The organism is Actinopolymorpha rutila (genome assembly GCF_013407855.1).
Taxonomy (GTDB): domain Bacteria; phylum Actinomycetota; class Actinomycetes; order Propionibacteriales; family Actinopolymorphaceae; genus Actinopolymorpha; species Actinopolymorpha rutila.
The window spans coordinates 2,880,419-2,896,979 of record NZ_JACBZH010000001.1 but is presented as its reverse complement, the minus strand read 5'-3'; the positions used below and the strand labels follow the sequence as shown (position 1 = coordinate 2,896,979).

At 71.0% G+C, this 16,561-nt stretch carries 14 protein-coding genes; 10 read left to right on the top strand and 4 right to left on the bottom strand.

The window, feature by feature from the left end:
* Nucleotides 1-214 precede the first annotated feature (214 nt).
* Nucleotides 215-3,289 carry a ribonucleoside-diphosphate reductase subunit alpha gene (locus F4554_RS12940; protein ID WP_337796010.1) on the top strand — a complete coding sequence of 1,025 codons (3,075 nt, stop codon included), beginning with the start codon at nt 215-217 and terminating at the stop codon, nt 3,287-3,289.
* A gap of 25 nt (nt 3,290-3,314) precedes the next feature.
* Nucleotides 3,315-4,379, top strand: a complete 1,065-nt coding sequence (locus tag F4554_RS12935) for a ribonucleotide-diphosphate reductase subunit beta (RefSeq protein ID WP_179787610.1) — start codon at nt 3,315-3,317, stop codon at nt 4,377-4,379.
* Nucleotides 4,380-4,412: 33 nt separating this feature from the next.
* Here F4554_RS12935 and F4554_RS12930 read toward each other — a convergent pair whose 3' ends face one another.
* Nucleotides 4,413-4,769, bottom strand: a complete 357-nt coding sequence (locus F4554_RS12930; RefSeq protein WP_179787609.1) for a Rossmann-fold NAD(P)-binding domain-containing protein — start codon at nt 4,767-4,769, stop codon at nt 4,413-4,415.
* A 115-nt stretch (nt 4,770-4,884) separates the two neighbouring features.
* Here F4554_RS12930 and F4554_RS12925 point away from each other — a divergent pair, with 115 nt between their 5' ends.
* From F4554_RS12925 to treY, 3 genes are all read left to right on the top strand, one after another.
* Nucleotides 4,885-5,106, top strand: a complete 222-nt coding sequence (locus F4554_RS12925) for a hypothetical protein (protein WP_179787608.1) — start codon at nt 4,885-4,887, stop codon at nt 5,104-5,106.
* Nucleotides 5,107-5,209: 103 nt separating this feature from the next.
* Nucleotides 5,210-7,027, top strand: coding sequence for a malto-oligosyltrehalose trehalohydrolase (gene treZ / locus F4554_RS12920; protein ID WP_179787607.1), 1,818 nt, complete (start codon nt 5,210-5,212; stop codon nt 7,025-7,027).
* Nucleotides 7,024-9,576 (top strand): malto-oligosyltrehalose synthase, encoded by a 2,553-nt coding sequence (gene treY / locus F4554_RS12915; RefSeq protein ID WP_179787606.1) that lies wholly within the window; start codon nt 7,024-7,026, stop codon nt 9,574-9,576. The genes treZ and treY overlap by 4 nt, the downstream gene beginning before the upstream one ends.
* 15 nt (nt 9,577-9,591) lie before the next feature.
* On the opposite strand, the gene F4554_RS12910 is transcribed toward treY, so the two are convergent.
* Nucleotides 9,592-10,707, bottom strand: coding sequence for a zinc-dependent alcohol dehydrogenase family protein (locus tag F4554_RS12910; protein WP_238341285.1), 1,116 nt, complete (start codon nt 10,705-10,707; stop codon nt 9,592-9,594).
* Between the two features lie 110 nt (nt 10,708-10,817).
* On the opposite strand from F4554_RS12910, the gene F4554_RS12905 reads away from it, so the two are divergent.
* From F4554_RS12905 to F4554_RS12895, 3 genes are all read left to right on the top strand, one after another.
* Nucleotides 10,818-11,588 carry a (2Fe-2S)-binding protein gene (locus tag F4554_RS12905; RefSeq protein ID WP_179787605.1) on the top strand — a complete coding sequence of 257 codons (771 nt, stop codon included), beginning with the start codon at nt 10,818-10,820 and terminating at the stop codon, nt 11,586-11,588.
* A gap of 119 nt (nt 11,589-11,707) precedes the next feature.
* Entirely contained in the window at nt 11,708-12,775 is a 1,068-nt protein-coding gene (locus tag F4554_RS12900) for a fatty acid desaturase family protein (protein ID WP_337796009.1), read from the top strand.
* Nucleotides 12,776-12,847: 72 nt separating this feature from the next.
* The gene (locus F4554_RS12895) at nt 12,848-13,681 is read left to right on the top strand and encodes an MBL fold metallo-hydrolase (protein ID WP_179787604.1); all 834 of its coding nucleotides are present in this window, start codon (nt 12,848-12,850) and stop codon (nt 13,679-13,681) included.
* Between the two features lie 7 nt (nt 13,682-13,688).
* Here the strand turns inward: F4554_RS12895 and F4554_RS12890 are convergent, their stop codons facing one another.
* Entirely contained in the window at nt 13,689-14,525 is an 837-nt protein-coding gene (locus F4554_RS12890; RefSeq protein WP_337796008.1) for a TrmH family RNA methyltransferase, read from the bottom strand.
* An 88-nt stretch (nt 14,526-14,613) separates the two neighbouring features.
* Here F4554_RS12890 and F4554_RS12885 point away from each other — a divergent pair, with 88 nt between their 5' ends.
* Nucleotides 14,614-15,264 carry a DNA methyltransferase gene (locus tag F4554_RS12885; protein WP_179787602.1) on the top strand — a complete coding sequence of 217 codons (651 nt, stop codon included), beginning with the start codon at nt 14,614-14,616 and terminating at the stop codon, nt 15,262-15,264.
* Here the strand turns inward: F4554_RS12885 and cpt are convergent.
* The gene (gene cpt / locus F4554_RS12880) at nt 15,237-15,809 is read right to left on the bottom strand and encodes a chloramphenicol phosphotransferase CPT (RefSeq protein ID WP_179787601.1); all 573 of its coding nucleotides are present in this window, start codon (nt 15,807-15,809) and stop codon (nt 15,237-15,239) included. The genes F4554_RS12885 and cpt overlap by 28 nt on opposite strands.
* 123 nt (nt 15,810-15,932) lie before the next feature.
* Here cpt and F4554_RS12875 point away from each other — a divergent pair, with 123 nt between their 5' ends.
* Nucleotides 15,933-16,517, top strand: coding sequence for a dihydrofolate reductase family protein (locus F4554_RS12875; protein ID WP_337796007.1), 585 nt, complete (start codon nt 15,933-15,935; stop codon nt 16,515-16,517).
* Nucleotides 16,518-16,561: the final 44 nt, after the last annotated feature.

Here is a 16,561-nt window from a genome sequence, read left to right as displayed (position 1 = left end):
GTCGGCGCACGCCCCCGTCCGGGCGTACGCCGATCCGACGTCCGCGAGGGTAAATGGTCATGCAGGGCGGGTACGGGCGCAGTGAGCCCGACGCCCCCCGCGTGACCTGCACAGGCCTGGGTCGACCCGACGCCGTACCACCGGCGCCGGTTGACCTCGCTCGCCTTTCGCGGCCGGAGGCTGACGTCATTCCGCTCGCGAGGAGAGAGAGCCCGTGTCCACCCACTTCGGCACCGAAGCCACCGGATCCGGCGTGACCCGATCCGCCACCGACTCCACGCACGACACGCACGACACCACGTACGCGTCGCACGACGCCGTCGCCGATTCCCCGATCGGCTCCCCGGCGGAGGGCGCACCGCCGCCGCCTGCTCCCGACACCGACGAACGCCAGGTGGTCCGCCGCGACGGCAGCGTCTCGCCGTTCGACCCGGCGAAGATCGCGGTGGCAATGTCGAAGGCGTTCCTCGCGGTCGAGGGACCCGACGCCGGCGCGTCGTCCCGCGTCCACGAGACCGTCGACCTGCTCACCCGGCAGGTGGTCGCCTCGCTGACCCGGCATCCCGACCTGGGCCGGATCTTCCACATCGAGGACATCCAGGACCAGGTGGAGCTCGCCCTGATGCGGTCGGGCAACCAACGCGTCGCCCGGGCGTACGTGCTGTACCGCGAGGAGCACACCCGCGCCCGGCTGGAACGCGAACCCGTCGTCGAGGTGGAGCCCGCCGAGGTCCCCATGCACGTCAAAGGTGCCGACGGCGAGCTCCACCCGCTCGACGACCTCCGGCTCACCCGCATCGTCGAGGAGGCCTGCCACGGGCTGCCGGCCACCTCGGCCGAGTCGGTGCTCACCGAGGTGTCCCGCAACCTCTACGACGGGATGAGCCAGCACGAACTCGAACTGGCGCTGGTGATGGCCGCCCGTACCTTCGTGGAGACCGATCCGGAGTACTCACTCGTCAGCGGCCGGCTGCTGCTGGACAAGCTGCGCCGGGAGGCCCTGTCGTTTCTGCGCGGCGCGCCCGACGAGGCGAGTCAGGAGGAGATGGTCCCGCGCTATCCGGCGTACTTCCGTGAGTACGTCGAGCGCGCGGTGCGACTGGAACTGCTGGACCCCGAGCTGGGGAGGTTCGACCTCGACCGGCTGGGTGCCGCACTGCGCCCGGACCGGGACCCGGCGTTCCAGTTCCTCGGGCTGCAGACGCTCTACGACCGCTACTTCCTGCACAGCGACGGTACGCGGTTCGAGCTGCCGCAGGCGTTCTTCATGCGGGTGGCGATGGGGCTCGCGCTGCGCGAGGACGACCGGGAGCGGCGGGCGATCGAGTTCTACGAGATGCTGTCGTCGTTCGACTTCATGTGCTCCACGCCGACGTTGTTCAACTCCGGCACCACCAGGGCCCAGCTGTCGTCGTGCTTCCTCACCACGGTGTCCGACGACCTGGAGGGCATCTTCTCCGGCATCCGCAACAACGCGATGCTCTCGAAGTACGCCGGCGGCCTGGGCAACGACTGGACACCGGTGCGCGGCATGGGCGCCTACATCAAGGGCACCAACGGCCAGTCCCAGGGCGTCGTGCCGTTCCTTAAGATCGCCAACGACACCGCGGTCGCGGTCAACCAGGGCGGCAAGCGCAAGGGCGCGGCCTGTGCCTACCTCGAGACCTGGCACGTCGACATCGAGGAGTTCCTCGACCTGCGCAAGAACACCGGCGACGAACGCCGGCGTACGCACGACATGAACACCGCGAACTGGATACCGGACCTGTTCATGCAGCGGGTCGAGGCCGACGCCCAGTGGACGTTGTTCTCCCCCGACGAGGTGCCCGACCTGCACGACCTGTACGGGCGGGCGTTCGCCGAGCGGTACGTCGAGTACGAAGCACGTGCGGACCGCGGCGAGATCCGGGTGTTCCGCCGGCTTCGGGCGGTCGAGCTGTGGCGGCGGATGCTCACCATGCTGTTCGAGACCGGGCACCCGTGGATCACGTTCAAGGACCCGTGCAACCTGCGCTCCCCGCAGCAGCACACGGGCGTGGTGCACTCGTCCAACCTGTGCACCGAGATCACCCTGAACACCTCGACCGCCGAGGTGGCGGTGTGCAACCTCGGCTCGGTCAACCTGGCCAACCACGTCGACGCGAACGGCGTCGACCACAAGCACCTGGCGCGGACGGTGCGCGCCGCGGTGCGCATGCTGGACAACGTGATCGACGTGAACTTCTACACGATCCCGCAGGCCGGTGAGTCCAACCGGCGGCACCGGCCGATCGGCCTTGGCCTGATGGGTGTGCAGGACGCGTTGTTCACGCTGCGGATCCCGATCGCCTCCGACGCCGCGGTGGAGTTCGCCGACACCACGACCGAGATCTTCAGCTACGAGGCCATCGCCGCCTCCAGTGATCTCGCGGCCGAGCGCGGGACCTACGAGTCGTTCCCGGGATCCCTGTGGAGCAAGGGAATCCTGCCGATCGACTCGCTGTCCCTGCTCGCCCAGGCCCGTGACGGCAAGCTCGACCTGGATCGCTCCAGCCGGCTGGACTGGGACAGCCTGCGCCGCCAGGTCCGCACCACCGGCATGCGCAACTCCAACGTGATGGCGATCGCGCCGACGGCGACGATCTCCAACATCTGCGGGGTCGGGCAGTCGATCGAGCCGCTGTACCGCAACCTCTTCGTCAAGTCGAACATGTCCGGCGACTTCACCGCGATCAACCCCCACCTCGTCCGTGACCTCAAGGCCCGTGGACTGTGGGACGAGGTGATGGTGAGCGACCTGAAGTACTACGACGGAAGCGTCACCCCCGTCGACCGGGTGCCGGCCGACCTGAAGGCCCTGTACGCGACGGCGTTCGAGGTCGACCCGGCCTGGCTGGTGGAGGCGGCGGCACGCCGGCAGAAGTGGCTCGACCAGGCCCAGTCGCTGAACCTCTACGTCGCCTCGCCGAGCGGGCTGCAACTGGACGCGCTCTACCGGCTGGCCTGGCGCCGGGGCCTGAAGACGACGTACTACCTGCGGTCCCAGAGCGCCACGCACGTGGAGAAGAGCACCCTTCGCGGCACCGACGGGAAGCTGAACGCCGTGTCGCCGACGGGAGTGGCCCCGATGGCGGGAGTAGGCCCACTGGCGGGGGCCGGCGTGACCGGCGGGCCGGGAGTGGCGGGCACGGCCGTCGCGCCGGTCGTCGCACCGACGCCCAACCTCACCCCGGCCGGCATCACGGTGCCTCCACCGTCGGACACCGCGTTCTGTGTGATCAGCGACCCCGACTGCGAAGCCTGCCAGTAAGCGTCCCCGCGAGGTGTGGAGAAACATGGACAAGAGTGACCCGACCGGTCTGGGCGACATCGACCGGCACGCGGCCCGCGTACGCGTGGACGACAAGGCGATGATCAACGCGCGGGCGGACGTCAACCAGCTGTTGCCCCTGAAGTACCAGTGGGCGTGGGAGAAGTACCTCGCCGGCTGCAACAACCACTGGATGCCCACCGAGGTGTCCATGCAGGCCGACATCGCCTTGTGGAAGTCGCCGGACGCGCTGACCGCCGACGAGCGCCTGATGGTCAAACGCAACCTCGGCTTCTTCGCCACGTCGGAGTCGCTGGTCGCCAACAACATCGTGCTCGCGGTCTACCGGCACCTCACCAACCCCGAGTGCCGGCAGTACCTCCTGCGCCAGGCGTTCGAGGAGGCCGTGCACACGCACACGTTCGAGTACGTCTGCGAAAGTCTCGGCCTGGACGAGGGCGAGCTGTTCAACATGTACCGCGAGGTGCCCTCGATCACCGACAAGGCGGCGTGGGCACTGGAGTACACCCGGCACCTGGAGGACCCGTCGTTTCGTACGGGCACGCCCGAACGCGACCAGGCGTTCCTGCGTGACCTGGTGGCGTTCTACGTCGTCTTCGAGGGGATGTGGTTCTACACCGGCTTCGCGCAACTCCTCTCCCTCGGCCGGCGCAACAAGATGGTCGGCGTCGCCGAGCAGTACCAATACATCCTGCGGGACGAGTCGATCCACCTGAACTTCGGCATCGACACGATCAACCAGATCAAGATCGAGAACCCGCACCTGTGGACCCCGTCGTTCCAGGAGGAGATCCGCGGGATGCTCGCCCAGGCGTGCGAACTCGAGGTCGCCTACGGACGCGACACCCTTCCGCACGGCATGCTCGGCCTCAACGCCGGGCTGTGCGAGAAGTACATGCGGTTCGTCACCAACCGGCGGTGTGTCCAGATCGGGTTGACACCGGTCTTTCCCGAGACCGAGAACCCCTTTCCGTGGATGTCGGAAATGATGGACCTGAAGAAGGAGAAGAACTTCTTCGAGACCCGGGTCATCGAGTACCAAAGCGGCGGGGCGCTCACCTGGGACTGAACCGGGACCGGTGAGGGACTGACCTTGCTGTCCTCACCACGATTCGGGCCGCGATCCTGACCGCCGCGCCCGCCCCGAACAAGATGGGGAGGTCACCGCGGCGGTCGGGACGGGCGCCGGCTTACCGGTGAGCGCGCCGGCGAGCAGCCGGTCGGTGCCCGGCAGGGCCAGGAGCCGTAACGCGACCCGGCGTACCACCAGTTCCGCGCGCGACCTCGGCAGGAACCACCGCGCGAGGTTGCGCGCGGACCGCTGCTTCTCCTCGGTCAGCGGCCGCCACGCCCGCTCGTACGCCGCCAGCCCGGCCTCGACGTCCGGCGCGGCGGCGACGTTGTCGGCGAGCACGTACGCACCGGCCATCCCCAGGGAGGCGCCCTGACCCGCGAGCAAGGAGACCGCACCGCAGGCGTCGCCGGCGAGCGTGACCCAGCCCAGGGATCCGTACTGCGTCCGGAGCGCCCACGCGCGCCCGGACGTCCGGGTCGTGGAAGACCCAGGCGGCGGTGTGAAAGCCGAGATACCGGACGAACCGCGCCTCCTCACCGAACACCAGCCGGCGGACGACGGAGTGGATGCCGTCGGCACCGACGAGCAGGTCGGCGTCCACCGAGGAGCCGTCGGTGAGCGTGACCCGTACACCGGCGGCACCGGCGGCACCGGCGGCACCGGCGGCACCGGCGACACCGGCGGCACCGGCGACACCGTCGGGGCCGAGCGACCACCGTAGACTATAGTTGGTCGATCGCCCAAAACTTCCGGTGGTCCGACTCCGGACCACCGGCAGCACAGCGCGTGTGCGACTACTGGGCGCACCCTGCAGAATGCGAGGCATGGCGACGACGTTCGAGGTCTGGGTCCCGCTGGCCCGCGAGCAGGTCCAGGTCGAGGTCGACGGGTCGACCGTCCCGATGACCAGGTCCGGCGACGGGTGGTGGCGGGCACGGGTCGACCAGGCCACCCACGGCACGCCGTACTCCTTCCGGCTCGACGGCGGCGAGCCCCGGGCGGACCCCCGCTCTCGCTGGCAGCCCGACGGCGTGCCCGGGCCGAGCGCGGTCTACGACCACGACCTGTTCGCCTGGACCGACCAGGGCTGGCGGGGCACGCCGCTGTCCGGTGCGGTGATCTACGAACTCCACGTCGGCACGTTCACTCCACAGGGGACACTGCAGTCGGCCGTCGACCGGCTGGACCACCTCGCCGCCCTCGGCGTGACGCTGGTCGAACTCCTGCCCCTCGCCGCCTTTCCCGGCCACCACGGCTGGGGCTACGACGGGGTCGGCTTGTACGCCGTACATCAGGCGTACGGCGGACCCGACGGCCTGAAGACGTTCGTCGACGCCTGCCACGCGCGCGGCATCGGGGTCTGCCTGGACGTCGTGTACAACCACCTCGGCCCGGCACACAACTACCTGAGCGAGTTTGGGCCGTACTTCACCGACAAGTACGCCACCCCGTGGGGACAGGCGGTCAACCTCGACGACGTCGGCTCGGACCAGGTCCGGCGGTTCGTCGTCGGCAACGCCCTCGGCTGGTTCCGCGACTTCCACGTGGACGCGCTGCGCCTGGACGCCGTGCACGCCCTGCACGACGAGCGCGCCGTCCCGATCCTGGAGGAGCTCTCGCACGAGGTGGACTCGGCCGCCGCGACCCTCGGCCGGCCGCTGTGGCTGATCGCCGAGAGCGACCGCAACGACCCGCGCACGGTGACCCCGCGCGAGAGCGGCGGGCTCGGTGTGCACGCGCAGTGGGACGACGACGTCCACCACGCCCTGCACGCGTTGCTCACCGGCGAACGCGACGGCTACTACGGCGACTTCGGCAGCCTGCCGTGCCTGGCCAAGACGATGACCCGGGCGTTCTTCCACGACGGCACCTGGTCGTCGTTCCGCGGCCGCGTCCACGGCCGGCCGGTCGACGTCGAGCGCACGGGCGGCTGGCGGTTCGTCGCCGCGCTGCAGAACCACGACCAGATCGGCAACCGGGCCGCCGGCGACCGGCTGTCGGCCACCCTGTCCGACGACCAGCTCGCCGTGGCCGCCGGGCTGCTGCTGACCTCGCCCTACACCCCGATGCTGTTCATGGGCGAGGAGTGGGGCGCGCGGACGCCCTGGCAGTACTTCACCGACTTCGCCGACCCCGACCTCGCCGAGGCCGTCCGCAACGGCCGCCGCAACGAGTTCGCCGACCACGGCTGGGACCCCGACGACGTGCCCGACCCGCAGGACGAGGGCACCTTCCGCGCCTCCCGGCTGGACTGGAACGAGCCGGAGAAGGAGTCCGGCGCCCGGCTGCTGGACTGGTACACCACCCTGATCCGGCTGCGCCGGGAGCTGCCCGGCCTCGCCGACCCCCGCCTGTACCGTGTCGAGGTGACCTACGACGAGGACGCGCGCTGGGTGATGATCCGCCGCGGTGACCTCGGCGTGGTCGCCAACCTCGCCGGCGCGCAGGCGACGGTTCCGCTCGGAGCGGTGGTGGACGAAACGGTCGGCCGCGACGGTGTCGTGCTCGCCTGGCATCCCGACGACACCCACACCACCCCCGGCACCACCACGCACGGCACCCCCACCTCCGCGGACAAGGACGACGTGACCCAGATCCAGCTGCCCGGCCACTCCCTCGCCATCGTCGGGCTGCGGCCTTGAGCGCCGCCGCGCACGACCTCGAGCAGCCCTCTCCCGCGTCCGGGCACTCGCGCGCGAACGTCGTCTCGACGTACCGCCTGCAACTGCAGCCGGAGTTCGACTTCGACGCCGCGGCGGCCGCCGTGCCGTACCTCGCCCGGCTCGGCGTGACCCACCTCTACCTCTCGCCGATCCTGCAGGCCACGCCCGGCTCCACCCACGGCTACGACGTGGTGGACCACACCCGGCTGTCGGCCGACCTCGGCGGACAGCCGGCGTTCGACCGGCTGGTGGCGGCGGCCCACGGGGCCGGCCTCGGCATCGTCGTCGACGTCGTGCCCAACCACATGGCCGTGCCGACGCCGCTGCACCTGAACGCCAAGCTGTGGGCGGTGCTGCGCGACGGGCCGAGCTCGCCGTACGCCCGCTGGTTCGACGTCGACTGGTCGCTGCAGTCGGGCACCGGCCACGGGGCGATCCTCATGCCCGTACTCGGCGACCGGATCGGCCAGTGCCTGGAGCGCGGCGAGATCCGGCTCGACCAGCACGAAGGCTCCCCGATCCTGCGCTACTTCGACCATGTATTCCCGGTCCGCCCCGGCACCGAGCACCTGCCGCTGGACGAGCTTCTCGCCATGCAGTTCTACCGGCTGGCGTTCTGGCGGATCGCCGACGAGGAGCTCAACTACCGGCGGTTCTTCGACATCGACACCCTGGCCGCGATCCGGGTCGAGGACCCCACTGTGTTCGCCGCCAGCCACGACCTGCTGATCCGGCTGCACCGCGAGGGCAAGGTCGACGGCTACCGCATCGACCACCCCGACGGACTGGCCGACCCGCGCGGTTACCTTCGCCGGCTGGCCGCGGCCACCGGTGACTCCTGGGTGGCGGCGGAGAAGATCCTCGAGGCCGAGGAGCCGCTGCCCACCGACTGGCCGTGCGCGGGCACCACCGGGTACGACGCGCTGTGGCGGGTGCAGTCGCTGTTCGTCGACCCCGACGGCGCCGCTCCCCTGCTAGGCCTGTGGACCTCTCTCACCGGCGAGCCGGACGCCCTCCCACCCGTCGTGGACGAGGCCAAGCGCTACATCGCCGACCAGGTGCTGGCCGCCGAGGTGGTTCGGCTGGTCGAACTGCTGATGGCGATCGGCGAGCACGACATCAGGCTGCGCGACTTCACCCGGCGCCGGCTGACCCGCGCGCTGGGTGAGCTGCTGGTGGCGTTCGACGTCTACCGCGCCTACGTCCACCCGGGCGAGCCGGTCGCGCCGGAGGCGGAGGAAACTGTGCGGGCCGCGGCGGCCCGGGCCACCAGCGCCGCGCCCGACCTGGCCGACGAGATCGAGTTCCTGGTCGGCGTCGCGCTCGACAGCTACGAGAGCTCGGCCGCCCGGGCGCAGCAGGACGAGTTCTGCGTACGTTTCCAGCAGACCACCGGGCCGGTGATGGCCAAGGGCATCGAGGACACCGCGTTCTACCGCTGGTTCCCACTCGTCTCCCTGTGCGAGGTGGGCGCGCCGGCCGACCGGTTCGGGATCGCGCCGGACACGTTCCACGAGTGGGCCGCGGGCGCGACCGCCCGGCACCCGGCCGCGATGACGACCCTGTCCACCCACGACACCAAGCGGACCGAGGACGTACGCGCCCGGCTCGGCGTCCTGTCGGAGCTGCCCTCGGTCTGGGAGCACACCGTGTCCGCGCTGCGCGAGGCGACCGCGGGCTACCGGCCCGGGCCGCTGGACCCGGCGACGGAGTACCTCCTGTGGCAGATCCTCGTCGGCGCCTGGCCGATCGAGGCCGACCGGCTGGTGGAGTTCGTCACCAAGGCCACCCGAGAGGCGAAGCGGCACACCACCTGGACCGAGCCGAACAAGGCGTACGACGAGGCGGTCACCGGGTTCGCCCGCGCTGTGGTGGCCGACGAGAACGTCATACGTCTGGTCCGTGCGTTCGTGGACACGATCGCGCCGTACGACCGGGCCAACGTCCTCGGGCAGAAGCTCGTCCAGCTGACCTGCACCGGCGTGCCCGACGTCTACCAGGGCACCGAGCTGCGGTCGCTGACGTTGGTCGACCCGGACAACCGCCGCCCGGTCGACTTCGACCACCGCGTCCGGTTGCTGGACCGGCTCGACGGGGGCGATGGGGTCGGCGACGTCGCCGGCGTCGCCGAGCTCGGCACCGACCCCCTGGACGCGGAGAAGCTGCTGGTCACCGCGGCGACGCTGCGGTGCCGGGCAGCGCATCCGGACTGGTTCGTCGGGCCGGAGGCGACCTACACGCCGCTGGAGACCAGCAGCCCGTACGCGCTGGGTTTCCTGCGCGGGGGCGCTGCCGCCACCGTGGTCACCCGGCTATCGGCGGGGCTCGCCGCAGCGGACGGCTGGGGCTCTGCCACCGTGGACCTGCCCGCGGGCACCTGGACCGACCAGTTCACCGGCCAGCGGGTCGACGGCGGGAAGGTCCGGCTGGACCAGTTGCTGGCCCGGCGACCAGTGGCGTTGCTCGTACGCGAGAACGACGACAGCGACGACAGCGACGACAGCGACGTGGACGGTCCGGCGGCCTGAGTTCCCGCGGGCCGGTCAGGGCACCAGGACGGCGACGCCGTTCACCCGGTCCGCTGCCAGGTCGTCCAGTGCCTCGTCGGCCCGGTCCAGCGGGTAGGTCGTGGTGGAGATTCGCAGCCGGTGCGCGGCCGCGGCCGCGAGGAACGCGTGGCCGTCCTCGCGGGTGTTGGCGGTGACGCTGCGCACCGTGCGTTCCTGGAACAGATGCCGCACGTAGTCCAGGGAGGGTACGGCGGTCAGGTAGATCCCGGCGATGCTCAGCGTCCCGCCACGGTCGAGGGCGCTCAGCGCGGCGGGGACGAGATCGCCCACCGGGGCGAACAGGATCGCCGCGTCGAGCAACTCCGGCGGCGCGTCGTAGGCCCCACGTGCGGAGGCGGCACCGAGCTCCAGGGCGAGTTCGCGGGCGGCCGCGGACCGGGTGAGCACGTGCACCGTCGCACCTTCGGCCGCCGCCACCTGGGCGGTGAGATGGGCCGAGCCGCCGAAGCCGTAGACGCCGAGCCGGCCGGCGGCGGGCAGGTCGGCTCGGCGCAGGGCGCGGTAGCCGATGATCCCCGCGCACAGCAGCGGCGCGAGCTCCTGCTCGGTGTACGCGGCGAACCGGTCGCCCGGCAGCGGATAGGCGTAGGCGGCCGGGACGGTGGCGTACTCCGCGTATCCGCCGTCGGCGTCCCAGCCGGTGTAGCGAGAGTTCGGGCAGAGGTTCTCCTGGCCGCGCAGGCAGTACTTACACTTACCGCAGGTGTGCCGGAGCCAGGGCACGCCGACCCGGCTTCCGGTCCGGGCGACAGCGATGTGGGGAACGAGGTCCCCGGCGTTCGCGCCGCTCGTGGCGGCCCCCGCGGCCACCTCGGCTACCTCGGCTACTTCGGTGCCGGTCGCCACCACCTCGCCGACGATCTCGTGGCCGGGCACCACCGGGGAGCGGTGCGGCGGCAGGTCGCCGTCGCGTACGTGCAGGTCGGTACGGCACACCCCGCACGCGCGTACCCGCACCAGCAGCTCGTCCGGAGCGGGCTCGGGGACCGGCAGCTCGACCGCTTCCAGCCTGCCCGGCTCGCTGACCACCCACGCCCGCATGGTCGCGGGCAGGCCGCCGGGCGCGGCCGGGGAACTCGGCTCCGTCATGGGCCGATTCTCCCCCGGCAGCCGAGTTCTCACCGCCGACCTGATGGAATCGTGCCGTGGTGGACGGGATAGGACGTACGCGGTGAGGTGCCCGTGGTGAGGTGTGTGTGGTGAGCGGCGGAGTTGGCGGGGACCTGCTGGCGGATGTCGGCGCGGTCGGGGCGTACTTCACCGTCTCCACCGAGCTCCCCCGCGAACTTCCCCACGGTGCCGGCCAGGTGTCGCTGGCGCGGCTGTACGCCGGCCACGCCGCGCTGCGGGACCGGATCAGGCACACCTCCGGCCAGCTCGGCACCACCGAGGCCCGGGTCGGTGCCTCGATCCTGTTCCAGGGAATGGCCGCGCGCCTGTGGTCACCGGTGGTAGCGGTGGCGCTGCTCCATCGGCGGGTGCCGGTGCTCGCCCCCGGCTCGACCTGGCCGGACCTCGGCGCCTCGGCCGCGCCGTGGCGTACCGATCCCGCCCAGGTCGTCCTGCTCGACCCGGACGAGCACCTGGATGGGCATACCGCCGGATCCGACGCGGAGCTCCTTGCCTGGTTGGTCGTTCGCACCGTCGTCATCACGCACCTGACACCGTTGAAGGACGCCGTGCGCGCCGAGGCCTCGCTGCCGGACGCGCTGCTGTGGGGAAACGCGGCGTCCGCACTCGTGGGAACGCTCGGTGTTCTCGCCCGGGCCAGACCCGAACTCGCCTACGAGGTGGCCGTGTTCACCGAGGTGGCCCTGCGTCAACCTCCGCTTGCGGACACCGGATTCCTCAGTCCCACAAAGTCTTCCGCGGGCGGGTCGAGGACGCAGGCGTTCGTACGCAGGAGCTGTTGCCTCTACTACCGCGTACCCGGCGGCGGGCTGTGCGGAGACTGCGCGCTCGCCCGCTGACCTTCGGGGTTCTGCCCCGGCCTGCCCGCGGACCGGCACCAGGGTAGGGCTGACCCCACCTCCGGCCGGGGGGGCACCCGGGCTGTCCCTCCGGGGCGACGCCGTACAGACTCTGCGAGGTGAGCACAGACATCGCCTTCGAACGAGACGACGCCGCCACCACCCGTACCGGCGGAAAACCCAACGCTGGTAGCGAATTCGCCGAACTCCGCCGCCGGGTGAGCGAGGCCGGGCTCCTCACCAGACGGCCGGGCTACTACGCGGCCCGGATCGCTGTGGTGACCGCCTGTTACGTCGGCGCCTGGGTGGTGTTCGGCTTTCTCGGCGACAGTTGGGCGCAACTGCCGGTTGCGGCGTTCCTCGGCGTGGTGTTCGCCCAGGTCGCCCTGGTCGCGCACGACCTGGCGCACCGGCAGATCTTCCGCACCCGCCGGCCCAGCGAGATCGCCGGGCTGATCGCGGGCAACCTGGGCATCGCGATGAGCTACGGCTGGTGGATGGACAAGCACACCCGCCACCACGCCAACCCCAACCACGAGGACCTCGACCCGGACGTGGCACCGGGCATCCTGGTGTGGTCGGACGAGCAGGCGCGGCACAGCCGTGGCGTGACCCGGATGATCGGTCGCCGGCAGGCGTTCCTGTTCTTCCCGCTGCTCAGCCTGGAGGGCTTCAACCTGCACGTGTCCGCGGTTCGCGCGGTCCTCCGCCCCGGTCTGCGCATGCGCCGGGCGGAGGCGGTCCTGCTCACCGTGCACACCGTGGCGTACGTCGCGGCCTTGTTCCTCACCCTTTCCCCCGGTCTCGCGATCGCGTTCTGCCTGGTGCATCAGGCGGTGTTCGGCCTCTACCTCGGGTCGACGTTCGCCCCGAACCACAAGGGGATGCCGGCGCCCACTCCCGAACAACAGAAGGACTTCCTGCGCCGGCAGGTGCTCACCTCCCGCAACGTCCGCGGCGGCCGGCTGGTCGACGTCGCGCTCGGCGGGCTCAACTACCAGATCGAGCACCACCTCTTCCCGAGCATGCCGTCGCCGCACCTGCGCCGGGCACAGCCGATCGTGCGTGCGTACTGCGCCGAACGCGGCATCCCTTACCAGGAGTCCGGCCTGGTCGACTCCTACGCGCAGGCGCTGCGGCACCTGCACCGCGTCGGCGCCTCGCTGCGCACCCGTCGGCAGTCGTAGGACCGAAGACTCATGCCCGGCCGGTCGGCGGAACGATGCCGCGGGGCCGCTCCGGTTCCTATCGTGGAGCCCATGACGCACTGGATCTGTGGCACCTGTTCGGTGGAGTACGCCGACACCCCCGAGCCCCCGCCTTCCTGTCCCATCTGCACCGACGAGCGGCAGTACGTCCCGCCGACCGGGCAGACGTGGACCACCACCAAGGAACGGGCTGCGGCCGGCCACCGCACCCACGTCGAGCCCGTCGGGGAGCACGAGCCCGGCCTGCACCGGGTGAGCGTGCAGCCGACGGTCGGCATCGGCCAGGTCTCCCTGCTGGTGCAGACAGAGGCGGGCAACCTGCTGTGGGACCCCACCGGGTTCGTCGACCAGGACGCGGTGGACGCCATCACCGCGCTCGGCGGGCTCGCCGCGATCACGGCCAGCCACCCGCACATGTTCGGGGTGCAGGTGGAGTGGAGCCACGCGTTCGGCGGCGTACCCGTGTACGTCAACGAGGCCGACCAGCGCTGGCTCGGGCGTACCGACGAGGTGGTGCGGCTGTGGTCGGGCACCCACGAACCGCTGCCCGGCATCACGTTCGTCCAGGCGGGCGGGCACTTCCCGGGCAGTTCGGTCGCGATCTGGGCGGCCGGTGCGGGCGGACGGGGCGTCCTGCTCAGCGGCGACACGATCGCCCCGGTGACCGACCGCGGGTGGGTGACGTTCATGCGCAGCTACCCCAACACCATCCCGTTGTCCGCGGCCGCCGTCCGCCGGATCGTCAGCCGGGTGGAGCCGTACGACTTCGAGCGGCTGTACGGCAACTTCGGAGCCGTCGTGGAGGCGGACGCGAAGGAGTCGGTACGCCGGTCCGCCGACCGCTACGTCGGCTGGGTCAGCGGCGACTTCGACGCCGACACCTGAGCGCTGGTCACGCCGGCCGCGGTGGAACGTCCCGAGTGAGCACGTAGCAGGCGACCGCCGCGGCGGCCGCGACGTTGAGTGAGTCGACGGCCGCGCTGATCGGGATCCGGGCGCGTACGTCGGCCTGGCCCTGCCACCGCGCCGACAGCCCGTCCCCCTCGGTGCCGAGCAGCAGGGCCACGCGCTCGGTGCTGCCGCTCTCACTCCCCGTCGCGAGGGTGTCGAGGTCGACCGCATCGTCGGCCGGGGTGAGGGCGACCAGCCTGAACCCGGCCGCGCGCAACTCCTCCAGCCCGCCGTACCAGTTGTCCATCCGGGCGTACGGACAGCTGAAGACGGTGCCCATCGACACCTTCACCGACCGGCGGTACAACGGGTCCGCGCACCGCGGCGCGAGCACGATCGCGTCCACCCCGAACGCCGCCGCGCCCCGAAAGATCGCTCCGACATTGGTGTGATCCACGACGTCCTCGAGGACCAGGACCCGGCGCGCGTGCGTGATCACCTCGGCCACCGACGGCAGCGGCCGGCGTTCCACGGACGCGATCGCGCCGCGGTGCACGGCGAAGCCGGTGACCGCTTCCAGGCGGTCCGGCGGCAGTACGTAGCAGGGAGCTCCGCTGGCGGAGACGACGTCGGCCAGGCCGTCCAGCCAGCGTTCGCTCAGCAGGAACGACCGGACGGGATAGCCGGCGGCGACCGCCCGGCGGATCACCTTCGCGCCCTCGGCGAGGAACAGGCCGTGCTCGACCTCCAGGCTCCGCCGCAGGGTCACGTCCTTGAGGTTGGCGTAGTCGCCCAGCCGAGGGTCATCGGCCGACTCCAGCCGTACGATCGCCGACACGGCCTCAGTCTGCCGCAGGCCGCGCGGGCCGGACCCGGGCGGGTCCGGGCGGGTGCGGGGACGACCGGCGCTGTGAGAATCTGAGCGCATGCAGCCCGTCCTGCCGCTGTCCGCCAGGGTTCGCCGAACCGACAGCGCCTCCGACGAGGACGACGACGACCGCTTCTCCGAGGAACTGGTCGAGGCGTTCCTCGCCGCGTACACCTCTCCCGGCGACGTCGTTCTCGACCCGTTCGCCGGGTTCGGGACCACCCTGGTCGTCGCGGAGAAGCTGGGCCGGCGGCCGGTCGGGCTGGAGATCCTGCCGAGCAGGGTCGCGTACGTACGAGAACGTCTGCGTGACCCGTCGGCGATCATCGAGGCCGACGCCCGCCGGCTCGGGGAGCTCGACCTGCCGCCGGTCGACTTCACCATGACCTCCCCGCCGTACATGACGAGATCTGACCATCCGGAGAACCCGCTCAACGGGTACCGCACCGACGACGGCGACTACGGCCGCTACCTCGACGAGCTGACCGCGGTGTACTCGGCGATCGGCCGGCTCCTGCGCGGACCCGAGTCGCGGGCGGTGGTCAACGTGTCGAACCTGCGCACCGACACCGGCGTCTCGCCGCTGGCGTGGGACGTGGGTGCCGCACTGTCGCGCGTACTCGCGTTCGACCAGGAGGTCGTCCTCGACTGGGACGATCCGGAGGACTGGTACACCAACGACTACTGCCTGGTCTTTCGGCGCCCCTGAGGCTCGTCTGCCTCGGCGACCCTGGCAGCGATCACCCGGGCGCACTCCAGCGCGCTGGTCGTGGACGTGTCGACCTCGAGGTCGTAGCTCACTCCCTCGTGCACGAGCAGTGCCTGGGACGCCGCCATCCCGACGGTACGGTCACCGCGGGCGGCCTCCCGGGCCGCGGCCACATCGGGGTCGCAGCGCACGCCGACCCACAGCACGGGAAGTCCGTCCAGCGCCTTCCGCCAGCGTTGCTGCGATGCCGCGCCGCCGAGGAACACCTCGTCGACGATCACCCGCGCGCCGGCCCGCACCATCGCGGCGATCCCCAGGCTCCACGCGACGTCGAGTGCCTTGAACACCTCTCCGGTGGTGACCTCCCCGTCGGCTCCGAACCCGATTCCGCTCTCCGCGTCCGTCAGGGAGGGAGGCATCGCGTCGACCAGGGTGTCGGTTCCGAACGTCAGCCACGGCGTGGGCAGGATCGTTTGCAGGCACGCGGCGATCGACGACTTGCCGGTACTCGAACCGCCGTTCAGGACGATCACCTGGAAGGACATCCCAGCATGCTAGGCCATGACCCGAAGTTGGGCGGCGAGCGATGAGTTCGGCCCACGGAGAACGTCCTGAGTGGGTACGGCCGTGACCGGAGCCGACTTCGATCGCAACCGCAGGAGGCAGTGGTGTCCACATCCGTGCTCTACATGTCGATGTCGCTCGACGGGTACATCGCGGGGCCGAACGACGGTCCGGGCAATCCGGGCGGCGACGGCTTCGCCCCGTTGCACAGGTGGTTCGTCACGCCCGACGGCGAGTTCTTCCGTCCGTCCGGGCCTGCCGGGGAGTTGGTCGACGAATGGTCCACGACCGGTGCGGTGCTCGTCGGCCGGCGTACCGTGGAGCAGGTCGACCACTGGGGCGGTGACCACCATGACGGCGTCCCGATCTTCGTGCCCAGCCATCGCCCACCCGGACCCTCGGTCGCGCACTATCCGTTGGTGACGTACGTGACCGACGGCATCGAGAGCGCGATGAAGCAGGCCAAGGCCGCGGCCGGTGATCGGGACGTGATGGTGCACGGCGCGTACACCGCTCAGCGGGCGCTGGAGGCCGGGGTGCTGGACGAGTTGCAGATCCACCAGGTCCCGCTGCTGTTCGGCGGCGGGCGCCGCCTGTTCGACGTGCTGCCGACGCGGATCGAGTTGGACATCGTGCGGGTGATCGACACGCCGGACGCGACCCACATCCGGTACCGCATCCGCCACTGACTCCCCTGCCTGGCGCCGCCCTCCGGAGCGAGGTGGCACCAGGT